Genomic DNA, 12009 nt, shown 5'->3' on the forward strand with positions numbered 1-12009 from the left:
AGCATAGAGAGCAATGCACAGATTTTCAAATTATTTGGCTGCTACTTCCTGGTTCTCTTCAACATGAATACTACAGCCTGTCGTTTCAACAATTTTGTTTAGGTTCTTTGATATGATTCCCTGGAAATCTGAATACTTCTGGTAAGAATCTTTGATTTTCGTGGTATTCATTTTAATGTTGTTGTATTCGTTTTTCACAACATCAAGCTTTCCTTTTAGTTCATCCACTCCAGGAACAGTTGGAAATTTTATCTTCATCTTATTCATAATTGGTTTGGCAGCTTTCATACCCAAATCAGCAATTTTTTCAGCTACAATACCGCCTGCAGTAAGTGCTTTATGAAGTGATAATTTTTTCCCAAGAACTTCAAATTCTTTTTTCAGCACTTTATCCATTTCATGAGTCACCTTACTAGCCTTATCAAGAGGTTTCTTAATCTTACCCAATCCGTTCTTAATTTTTTTAGCTGGATTATGCATAACGGCCAAAGCTTTAGCTCCTTTCTCGAATGTAGTTAAGCTACTATTCAAACTTCTCATTTGATCTGATGCACCTTTTAATCCTTTATTGACCTCTTTAATTGCACCTTCTACCTTTTTAAAATCATTCTCTTTTTTCAAGGTTTTAATACAATCATCGATGGTGGCAACAGTAACTTCACTTTTTTTCAATACATCTTTGGTAGTTACAACAACGCCTTTCAGTCCATCTACTGCTACTTTTACATTATGAACCGCTGTTTTTGTAGGGTCTATAAATGGTTTTTCTATAGTATTAAACTTGCCAACCAAACCGCCAATTGGTTTTTGAGCAATAGACAATGATTTTGAAGTTACACCACTCACAGTTCCTACAATAGGAATTAGATTGAATGCTTTTAGAGTACTACCAACATTTTTCATTTTGGTATTTAAACTTCTGGTTTGGTCTGATACATAGGTTAGCATATCCATTACCTCGCAGCTTTTATTTACCGCTGTCGAAACCGTATTGATTCTTCCAGTTAGTGCTGTATATTGCTTCCTTGTTTCTGCTAAATTTTTCTTTAAACTCACCAATTCACTTCCAACCTGCAAGGAGTAAATGCGGTACATAGAGTCCTTGTAATCTGGGATCCACTTTTGGGCATTTCGATACAAAGCAATGATCTTATCCTTTTCCGATTTTGATTTTTCCAATTTGATTGCAGATGCATAATAGTATTCTGCAATTTTCTCTGTTGCTGCCTGCAAAGAGTTTTTGGCATCCGGATGACTTGCATTCCATTTTAAAGCCAACTTAAACTGGTCAACCGATTGAATGTTATTATCCACCTTTTTTGAGTTGAACAATTCCAAACCATTTTTGTAATAGATTTCAGAAATCTTATTGGCTACACCCTTTCTTGATTGACTGGCCAAAGTCAAACTTGGCGTAAACTTTAAAGCATAGCCCCATGCTTTGTGCGCCAGCTCCAAAGTAGGAATCTCATTTGATTTTTGATTCTCCTCAGCAAAATCGGTAAAGTACTTGGTAATTTTTTGTGCAGTTTCCGTTCTAATTTCACTAACACAGTACTTATTATATGCTTTGATAAACTTTTCGTAAGCGTCCTGCACTCGCGATGCATCAATATCTGCCTTACCATTTGTCATGATCAAATCAAAAGCATACTTAACAGACGCATTTGCTTGCTCAGAGTAATCTACAAAACTGGTTGTCCACTCCCACTTTCCTTTCGGATCAACAAATGGCAATTCTACCTGCTGTATCTTTGAATAAATGGATACCAATAATTGCAGCTTTTCAACACGTTTCTCTGCATCTGAAATACTGCTTGTATTTTCTGAGCTGCTTAGAAAAGATTTTGTTTTGGTTAATGAATTGTCAAAATGAGTATATACAAACTTCTTGAAGGATTTCACTTCTGAATCTATAATAATTGCATTAAAAGCATGGTCTAATCCTTTTAGACTATTTCCCTTATTCATTTCCTCTTTGGCAAGTCTAAATTCGCCTTTACCTTCAGAAAACATTCCGCTTGCACCACAGCCGTATAAAACAACCGAAAAAACAAACAAATAAACAGCTGGAATTAACAATCTTCGTAGAATAAAATTTTTCATCATATTTTTTATAATTGGTGTAAGATTAGTTTTAGTATGTGACTTTTCGAAAATCAAATAATTGCGAGCATTCATGCATCAATATGCTCCTTTCATCACAATGTTTATTTTACGAGCAATATCGAGATCAAAGATGCAAACATCCTTAAGCCTTAGGTAAAAACAGCAATAGACATTGCAATAGACATTTCAACACGACATTAATCAGTAGTTAATAATCAGCTACTTACAAAACACAATCTCCATACATTCCTATTTGTAGGAAAATTTGGTTTTTTTTACTTTTACAATCCCTTTAACAGTATGACATTTTATGAAGCGCTTTTTTCTCTTTACATTCGTTTGGATATTTTTTATCACAAATGCTTTTTGCAACAATAGAATCGATTCTCTTCTGAATATTTCTCAAAAGCAAACAGGAAAAGAATACTTATATACCTACCTTAAAATTGCCGAAGACTTCTCCTATGGAAATAATGGCGATACCATTGTTTACTATTCCAAAATATGTCACTCGAAAGCACTTGAGTTACATGATGACATCGCCCAACTAAAAGCTTTGTTTTATTGGAGTTGTGGACTTTACTCAAGCAGGAAATACGATAATTCTTTAGAAAAAGTAGAACAGGTAATACATATATCGGAAAAATTGAATAGACCTCGGGAGATATTACAAGCCTATTATTTAAAGGCCCGAAATTATCAAGGTTCAAAGCAATACGACTTATCCATACTAAGTTTTCAGGAGGCTTACAGGTATTCTGTAAGCTTATTTCAATCAGAAAATAGAGAATTTGCCTCCAAGTATTATCATGGCATTTTAAAACAACTAACCTACTCCTATTGGTACGCCGCAAAACTCCATGATGGAATTGATTTTTTCCACAACGAAATCAATATCAATGCTTCTTTTTCTGAAAACCTCTTAAGATCCTACTATACCAATATTTCCTTTTTATACAACAGAGGTATAGATATAAAGCAAGCTGAACGCTACCTCTTGAAAGCTGCCGAAATAAGTACTAAAGAAGGAAATACAAATCATATTTATATGGATCAGGCTTATTTAGGTGCTCTATATGCCAATATGGGTAGGTATCAAAAAGCCATAAAGCATTATGAAAATGCTTTTCAAATAGCCAAAAACGAAAAAAGTAGCAATAAAATATCCTATATAATTCTTAATCTTGGCATTTGTTACGATGCAAACGGCAACTTAAAGAAAGGTGTAAATTTAATTTTTGATGGTATAGAGTATTTCATTAAAAACAATAACAAAGCTGCAGAAGCTAAAGCCTATCAACATTTAGGCCGTTTAATGATAAAATGGCACAATTTTAAGGATGCAGATCAATACTTACACAAAGCCATTCATATGCACAAAGAACTCAACTTTCCCTATCTTGCCATCACCGATTATACCAATATGGTTCTATCGAAATACAGTCAGACTGATAAGGATTCTACAAATTATTATTTGAACATCTTAAAAAACGAGGCTGATAAACACAATGCTACCAGTGGTAAGTGTGCATACTATATCAACAAATCGCTGGTTAATCTAAACTTTAACAAAAATCCACGAGCCGCATATGTAAATTTGAAAAGGGCAGATAAATTTTGCTCAACATTGAAATCTACTGCTCTAAGCACCTACATCAACAAAGCCTATGGAGATTATTATTTAATGAAAGACAGCTTACTCCAAGCAAAAAGGCATTTCTCTATTGCATGGGCAAAGCGAAATTCCCTACTAATGCTTGTGGATAGATCAAATATTGCACAATCATTATCTGAAGTTTACAAAAGTTTAAACCAAACAGATAGCGCATACATATATTTGCAAAAAGCAGATAGCATTAACAAGAAAATCCATCATCGCGAAGATGTATTAATGCTTTATCAAAAGGATAACGACTTTAAAGTCCTACAGGCCAGGGAGAAACAGAAAGTACTAACAAAAGAAAACAAAAAGCTTTTCGATCGAATTCTACTCATTCGAGCTTTCTATATCATCCTATGTATTAGTTTAATTAGCCTTCTTGTGATATATATGAAAAAACGAACAAGAAGATTAAAAACAGAAATTCAAATTAAAGAAAGTGCACAGGAAAAATTAAAGCAACAAAGCCAAATTGATAAAACTACCATTGAAAAGAACAATGAGTTGCTAAAAATAAAGGAAGAAACCATTGAACAATTAAAAGAAAAACTTGCCAACAATCAAACAGCATTCACTACAGAAGAGGAAGTAAATGAATTGGAAGCGCTTTTAAGTGCAAAACTGACTACGGAAGAAGACTGGGACAATTACCTTCAACTTTTCACAAAGAAAAATCCAAATTTCATTCCTACTTTAAAAATCAGATATCAAAACTTATCGAGAAACGAAATCAAAATCTTCACCCTCATCAAACTTGGACTTACAACTCGCGAAATGTCTGGAATTTTAATGATATCACCATCCAGTGTAAATACCGCACGATATCGCTTGAGAAAGAAATTAAAACTGGAAGGAGATCAAAAACTGGAAGATATTATTGAAGAAATGATAATGCAAATTCAAGTTTAGGAAATATTTTCACGCAACCCATTCACCTTTTCTTCATCATTTAATTGTATAAATGGTCTGGAAAACGACAAATGCATCTATAATTTAGGTACTATTTTTGTTGTAGTCAGGCTAGTATAACTCTAAAAGAAAGATGTGATGAAGAAGTGGATATTTATTTTATTAATGGGTTTACTCACTGGTTGTCTAGACGACGATGATAAATACATCTATCATACCCACGACAACTCTGTAGTTTTGCTAAAGATCAACTACACCGATTTTGAATTTGAGGGAGGCATTGAAATATTTCTTCATTCAGAATTTAACGAATCTACTAACATTCCAATAAGTGTTGACTATGTTCCTCCTGGAGACTTTGGAAGTATTTCGCTATACTACGAACCCAAAGAAGAATTAATTTTTGAAGGAAGTATTGTTTGGGCAGGATCAGGAGAAAGAACATTCCCTAGATACATATATCATCCTGATAATTTTCTGTATCTGGATGAAGAAATCGAAAAACCTGCCGACGAGAGGTTTCAAATTATTTTCCCTGAAGAAGGAGTTGATTACCCTCTAGAGGATATTTGGAATTCGATTAACGACTTGGCTATTGTAAATAGATATTTAAAGGGAGGAAAAAACATTGGGCTTTTCCGATACACACCAAGCGTAGGTGTAGGTGATCCCAATGAATGGAGTTGGTACGTGATAATGAACACAATACCCAACTAACCACTAACTATGAAAGAAAAGGAGATGATGCTTTTGCATTTATCTCCTTTTTACTTTACGGTTTATTTGTTTCAATAATGTATGTAATAATCAAACAACCTGATTAATCATTGGTCATTGTTTACCGTTCATTACTTTACAGTTTTCTTCATAATTCCAATATAAGACCAATTCAGGTCTCTCAGTTTCATGGCTTCATCAATTTTGCCTTGTGTTTCTTCGTCGACATTGAACACCTCATTTCTACCATAAGCATCGAAATAATGCAAGTACCCTTCAAACATATCGAAAGTCATGTGTGTCATACGCACACTACTTCCCGAAGGCATTAATACTCGAGCTAAACTCCAATGACTCATCGTTTTTGCATCTACTCTTTTCTGATGAATTGGCAAAAACAACTCCATTTCAGCCTTTTCATACTCATCGAACTTACCTTCAATAGCTTCCATAAAATTCATTCGCATTACCGTACCCACTTCCATTTTAAAGTCATCTTCGGTAGCCGAAACTACTTTCATGAAAATTCTTTTACTTAACTCTCGCGAACCAACTGTTTCCTTCAATTCTGCTTTCAATTCCTCTTCCGACATATTAGGATATGCCTTCTTGGCTGCGGCAAAAGTGTCTCCATTTGCCATTGCTTTAACCGGATCGTCGTAAATGGTAACAGTTAGGTACTGATATCCCTGTTCACTTCCTCCAGGCTTAAGCGACCAAAGATCCCACCCCAGTATTTCGCCATCTTTTAGGCGTTGTTCGTGTATTTTTTCATAGAAGGTTTCTGTTTCCCAATAATCATTCTCCATGTCATCGGCAACCTTCATAAAATCAAAAACCAAAAATCTTTCCTGCTGTGCCATGCCAACACTGCATAACAGAGCAAACGTAACCAATAGCAATATCTTTTTCATTTCAGCAAGTATTTAGTGAATAATACTTAAGTTACATATTTTTCTCTCCCAAAACAATTTGATTTTGGTAAACCCTTTAATTTATAAGAGAAAGCAAAAAAATACAGCTTTGATAATTCGATTTGCTCAGAACCAAAATTGTTTTTGCTAAAGGTTGAAAGGCCAATAACGCTTAAAACAAGCATTGATTCTGAAGAATTAACAAATCAAGGTCTCAAATCGAAAATAAGTGCACATAATTCACTAATTTTAGAATTGAAGCACTAAAACCAAACAATATGAAAACCTTAAACTGGAAAAAAGGCCTTTTTAGTTCTACTTACAAAATATACTCTGGCAGTAAACAAATAGGTTCAATAAGTAATCGTAGCTTTTCACAAACCAGTGAGGCCGAAATGAATGGGAAGAAGTATACTTTTCAAACAAAAGGATTCTTTAAGCAATCAACTGAGGTTTATAACGAATTAGATAAACTTGTTGGTGAAATTCAATACAATTCGTGGATGACAAAAGCTCAAATCAGCTTAGACTCTAAATATTACTATTGGAAATACAATAATATGTGGAACACGAAATGGGCCATGCTAGGCGACGACAATACACAAATAAACGCCTGTACCAACTCATTTAGCGGAAATATTGAAACCAATACAGATGATGAATTGGCAATACTTTCAGGTTTGCTTGTAACCAATTACTATATGCAAATGACCATTTCTGTATTGGTAATCGTATTTATTCCAATATTTTTAAGTGCGATGAATTAGAAAAAGATCTATAATTTCTGGGCGATATTTTCGCCCATTTTTATTGAAGTTTCGTAGCCATGTCGGGTATTTTCAACAATATCCTCATCGAAAGCAACTTTTTCCTTCTCGAAGAATAAAACAACTGTAGATCCACCAAAAGCAAAGTACCCTTTCTCACTCCCCTTTTCTACAAATGCATCTTTCTTGTAGGTTTGTATAATACTACCTACCATAGTTGCTCCAACCTCAGAAATCAAAATATCGCCATACTCCTTTGTTTTTAAAATACTATAAGCTCGTTGATTCTGACAAAATATTTCTAAACTTTTCTTTAAAGCCAAAGGCGAAACCGAAAAATACTTTCCTTTAATCTTTTTTGATTTTGATGCTATTCCTTCAGCTGGAAAATGATATCGGTGATAATCGGCTGGAGCCAATCTAATAATAGCCATTGCCCCATCAACATACTTCTCTGCCAACTTTTTGTTCCCCAAAAAGCTATTAATAGAAAACTCGGATCCTTTTACAAAAAACGATTCTACATCTTTAAGCGAAGAAAATGCAAGAATTTTTCCATCAGCAGGCGAAACGATGGCATCGCCAATAGGACGTTGCTTATCTTGAATCTTACGATAGAAGAAATCGTTAAAATGCTTATAGGATTTACTATCTGATTCATGATAAATGGAAAGGTCTATTCCATTTTTTTTAACAAAACGCTTGATTTGTCCTTTAGATAAGCGGCTATTCATGAATCTACCACCAACAGCCGAAACCACTTTTCTCTTTACAAGTACATGCAACGATGCTTTTCCAAAGAAAGAACCATAAAGCCATTTAAGCATCCCCTCGCCGGGCACCACCTCTTTTTTTACTTTACCACTCTCTCTTTCAATATATTCGATGTACTCCATAAACGTTTTGAAATTATACAAGCTACAAATTTAGCAGTATTTCAAGAATAATCATCAAATTCGTTGGCTCTTTTAGTTGATTTATCTAAGAATTCGGATCGTTCACCCTATTTAGAATCGAAAATTCATATTCAACATACTTTACTATCTTTAGTTTTTATTTCATTTAATAAACCTTTATTCATTAGTCCAAACATGTATAAACATTTCCCTATCCTTAACAGTAAAAGACTGATTATTCGCGAGATGAAATCTACAGATGTAGACATTGTCTTTAAATTTAATTCTTCGAAAGATTGTTTAAAATACATTATTAGGGAACCATTTCAATCAAAAATTAAGGCAATCGAAAAATTAAATTTCTTTTTAGAGGCCAATAAGAAAAAAACTGCCTATTGGTGGGTGTTTACTTTAAAAGAAACCGGCGAAGATATTGGATATGGTGGATTATTTGACATCTCAAAAGAACACAACAGAGCCGAAATTGGTTATGGAATCATGCAAAAACATTGGAATAAAGGATTTATGTCCGAAATTATTGATGAAATCATCCATTTTGGAAAATCATCATTATCATTACACAAAATTTATGCTTACATCTTAGATGGAAATCAGGCATCAATACAATTATTGGAAAAGCGTAGTTTCGAAAAAGAAGCGCACTTAAAAGAACATTCTTTCACCAACGGAAAATATTGGGATGAAACAATTTACAGTCTAATCAACAAGTAAGAATATCATATTTCATGAAGTACATTGCAATCCTCTCTATAGGCATATTAGCCTATCTATTGTTTAAAAAATTATGGTCCAATAAAAACTGGATATCACCAAAAAAACCTTTCCCAGGCAATTGGAGAAATATTCTAATCCAAAAAGTCAGTTTCTACAATAGCCTAACAGCTGAAGAAAAAACCAGATTCGAGTATAAGGTTCAAGAATTCTTATTGAATTGTAGAATTACCGGAATTCACACCGAGGTAGATGATACTGATAGGGTTTTGGTTGCTGCCAGTGCAATTATTCCTGTTTTTGAATTTCCCAATTGGAAATACACCAATCTGTTTGAGGTGCTGCTCTACCCCAACAGCTTTAACGACAAATTTGAAACACAAGCTGAAGATGCCAGAATTTTAGGCATGGTAGGCACAGGTTATATGGAAGGCAAAATGATTCTTTCGAAACCTGCTTTATTGCACGGTTTCTCAAACGAATCGGATAAGAAAAATACAGCCATCCATGAGTTTGTACACCTTATTGATAAAATGGACGGTAAGATAGATGGCCTTCCTTCCATATTGATGGAAAAGCAGTACTCTATTCCCTGGCTGGACTTAATCAGTAAGAAAATTGAAGAAATCTACGAAGAAAAATCAGATATCAACCCTTATGGAGCAACCAACAAAGCAGAGTTTTTTGCAGTAATCAGTGAGTACTTTTTCGAAAGACCAAAGCTATTGGCCAATGCTCATCCGGAACTATATCAATTGCTGGAAGAGATTTTCAACCAGAATATGTCACAAAGAAAATTGCTTCGCGCCAAACATAGCATCAGCAGAAACAGTCCTTGCCCATGCGGAAGCGGGTTGAAATTTAAGAAATGCTGCGGTAAACAGCATTATTAATTATAAAATTCAAAAATGAATCAACTTCAAAATATTTCAATACTTCTATTAATTGCTTATTTCGCAGGAATCATGTTTATTGTTTTGCGATCAAAAGCTAGTAAAAACACCGAAGATTATTTTTTAGCCGGACGTCAACTGCCTTTTTGGGCATTGGCCATCACCTTTATCGCATCCTGGTGGGGAGGCGGTTCTTCTATCGATTTGGTAGATCATGGATTCAACCAGGGACTTTCCTCCTTCTGGATTTATGGAATGCCTGTACTATTTTCCACTTTCCTGATGTACCTTTTCTCAAAAGCCATTCGTAAAATTGGTACCATTACACAGCCACAAATCATGGAAATGCGCTACAACAAAACTGTAGCCTTGCTCCTCTCCATTCTCATTTTAATCTTTATGATTTTGGGTGTAGCCACACAGGCTGTTGTAATTGGCAATTTCTTTCAGTCCTTTTTCGATGTAGATTATAAGATTGCAGCATTAATAGGAACTGGTATTGTTGTGCTTTATTCTTTCTTTGGCGGATTCAAGGGTGTTGTAGTAACCGACATCATTCAATTTGTATTCCTATTAATGGCAGCCATTGTGCTTTTCATATTTGCGTACAATCATTCGGGTGGATTCGAAAAAGTGCAGGAAATCGCGTTAAGCAGAAATAAACCTGAGTTCTTTTCCTTCTTTCATAACCTCTCCAACAATTTTGTTTTCATCATCACTTTTGGCTGTTCATGGATGATACAGGCCAATATTTGGCAGAGAATATCAGCTGCAAAACAACCTACCGACGCCAAGAAAATGATGGGTTTGGCATTCATTGTATTTATACCTCTATATTTAATGGTAACCCTAACCGGTATGCTTAGCCTAGGTATATATGAATCAGTACCCGAAGGAGGAATTGTGCCTGCTATTATTCAAGATTATATGCCAATGGGATTGGCAGCATTGCTATTTGTAGGGCTTTGCTCAGCCATCATGTCAACCATGGATTCCATGATCAATACAGGAGCCTTAGTTTTGAGTGTAGATGTTTTTAAGAATCGATTCAAGCCAACAGCCAAAAACCATGAAATGGTGTGGGTAGGAAAAATTGCCACTCTAATTATTGCAATACTTGGATTGTTTATTGCCATAGAAATTCGCTCTATCCTAAAAATCACCTGGATTGGTTCCGATTTTCTGGCAACAGGAGCTTTTGTACCATTGGTATTGGCCTTTATCTGGAAAAAAGGAAATTCCTTAGCAGCAACCTTATCCATTATCTTTGGATTACTGTTTTCAAGTTATAATTTGTTGGTGGCATTAGGTGTAAACTTACCAACTGCCTGGGAAATTGCCTCTGTACAACAAGCGGCTTATGGAATGATTGGTTCAGCTTTGATTTTTATTATCGTGAGTCTTTCAACCAAAGTGGAACAAGAAAAAGCAGAAAACTTTATTAAAAAGGCAGGAATGCTCGAAAAGCAATAAAAATCTATAGGGTTCATATGTTTATAGCATAAGTAAATTTAGAGCAATACAAGCCCGATGGGGTCGAATTATAGAATGCATTTGGATACTAGAAACATGTAATCCCTTCGGGATTAAGATAAATAAATACTGTAGTAACACATGAAACAAGCAAACAAAAAAAATAGGAAAAGAAAATCATCAAAAAGGAAAACCTCATTATTCCAAATCATTGCTCTTATTACAATAGGTATCGCATTGATTTTCTTGGCAGCTCAGCCAAACTTTTCCAAACGATCTGCAAAAAAAGACAGTCAGAAATTGGAAATTCCTTTCACAAAAGAAGGTGAACTATCTTTTATTAGTAAGCAGAACAACTCAACAATCAAAACCATAGATATTGAAATTGCGGAAGGTTTAGCCGAAACGGCCCAAGGTTTAATGTACCGATATTCTATGAGTGATCAACAAGGAATGTTGTTTATTATGGATATTGAAAAAACACAGGATTTCTGGATGAAAGAAACCTATATTTCTTTGGATATCATCTATGTGAACAGCAATTTTGAAATTGTACGAATTCATGAACGCGCCGTGCCTTTATCGGAACAGAATATTCCATCTATTAAAAAGGCAAAATATGTAGTTGAGGTGATTGGTGGATTTTGCGACAAATTTGATATTGAGGAAGGTGATATAATGAATTTCAAACGAACTCAATAATCTTCGAAAAAAATCCCGATTATTCTGTCAAATCTATTATTTACAGTATAAAACCTCAGGAAATAAAGATAGAGCCCAGTAAAAGACTCGGCTCTATTTTTTTTATAATCCATCCGATACTTAAGAATAAGTACATGCTTACTAATATTTATTTACACCCATTCCATTTTGTTTAGTTTAATCTTTTAAATACATTGTGATCTTAATCAAAAATATGGATTACTAGAAACAATAACA

The 12009-nt window shown here is 34.5% G+C and carries 10 protein-coding genes; 7 read left to right on the forward strand and 3 right to left on the reverse strand.

Annotation, left to right across the window (positions count from 1 at the left end; genetic code table 11):
• Positions 1-30: 30 nt before the first annotated feature.
• On the reverse strand, positions 31-2106 hold the full coding sequence (locus BXY64_RS20965; protein WP_211334570.1) for a hypothetical protein: 2076 nt from the start codon (positions 2104-2106) through the stop codon (positions 31-33).
• 313 nt (positions 2107-2419) lie between these two features.
• On the opposite strand from BXY64_RS20965, the gene BXY64_RS20970 reads away from it, so the two are divergent.
• Positions 2420-4678 (forward strand): tetratricopeptide repeat protein, encoded by a 2259-nt coding sequence (locus tag BXY64_RS20970; RefSeq protein WP_120241931.1) that lies wholly within the window; start codon positions 2420-2422, stop codon positions 4676-4678.
• A 138-nt stretch (positions 4679-4816) separates the two neighbouring features.
• Complete coding sequence (locus BXY64_RS20975; RefSeq protein WP_147376072.1) at positions 4817-5395, forward strand: hypothetical protein; 579 nt, start codon at positions 4817-4819, stop codon at positions 5393-5395.
• A gap of 131 nt (positions 5396-5526) precedes the next feature.
• On the opposite strand, the gene BXY64_RS20980 is transcribed toward BXY64_RS20975, so the two are convergent.
• On the reverse strand, positions 5527-6309 hold the full coding sequence (locus BXY64_RS20980; RefSeq protein ID WP_147376073.1) for a hypothetical protein: 783 nt from the start codon (positions 6307-6309) through the stop codon (positions 5527-5529).
• Positions 6310-6587: 278 nt separating this feature from the next.
• On the opposite strand from BXY64_RS20980, the gene BXY64_RS20985 reads away from it, so the two are divergent.
• Positions 6588-7076, forward strand: a complete 489-nt coding sequence (locus BXY64_RS20985; protein WP_120241934.1) for a hypothetical protein — start codon at positions 6588-6590, stop codon at positions 7074-7076.
• Positions 7077-7084: 8 nt separating this feature from the next.
• Here the strand turns inward: BXY64_RS20985 and BXY64_RS20990 are convergent, their stop codons facing one another.
• Entirely contained in the window at positions 7085-7972 is an 888-nt protein-coding gene (locus BXY64_RS20990; RefSeq protein WP_120241935.1) for a phosphatidylserine decarboxylase, read from the reverse strand.
• Between the two features lie 195 nt (positions 7973-8167).
• On the opposite strand from BXY64_RS20990, the gene BXY64_RS20995 reads away from it, so the two are divergent.
• The 4 genes from BXY64_RS20995 (at position 8168) to BXY64_RS21010 (ending at position 11772) form a co-directional block, all read left to right on the forward strand.
• Positions 8168-8704: a GNAT family N-acetyltransferase gene (locus tag BXY64_RS20995; protein WP_120241936.1), complete on the forward strand. Its 537-nt coding sequence runs from the start codon at positions 8168-8170 to the stop codon at positions 8702-8704.
• A 14-nt stretch (positions 8705-8718) separates the two neighbouring features.
• Positions 8719-9597: a zinc-dependent peptidase gene (locus BXY64_RS21000; protein ID WP_120241937.1), complete on the forward strand. Its 879-nt coding sequence runs from the start codon at positions 8719-8721 to the stop codon at positions 9595-9597.
• A gap of 15 nt (positions 9598-9612) precedes the next feature.
• On the forward strand, positions 9613-11070 hold the full coding sequence (locus BXY64_RS21005; RefSeq protein ID WP_120241938.1) for a sodium:solute symporter family protein: 1458 nt from the start codon (positions 9613-9615) through the stop codon (positions 11068-11070).
• 141 nt (positions 11071-11211) lie between these two features.
• Positions 11212-11772 carry a DUF192 domain-containing protein gene (locus BXY64_RS21010; protein WP_120241939.1) on the forward strand — a complete coding sequence of 187 codons (561 nt, stop codon included), beginning with the start codon at positions 11212-11214 and terminating at the stop codon, positions 11770-11772.
• The last annotated feature ends 237 nt before the right edge of the window (positions 11773-12009 follow it).

It is taken from the genome of Marinifilum flexuosum (genome assembly GCF_003610555.1).
Taxonomy (GTDB): Bacteria; Bacteroidota; Bacteroidia; order Bacteroidales; family Marinifilaceae; genus Marinifilum; species Marinifilum flexuosum.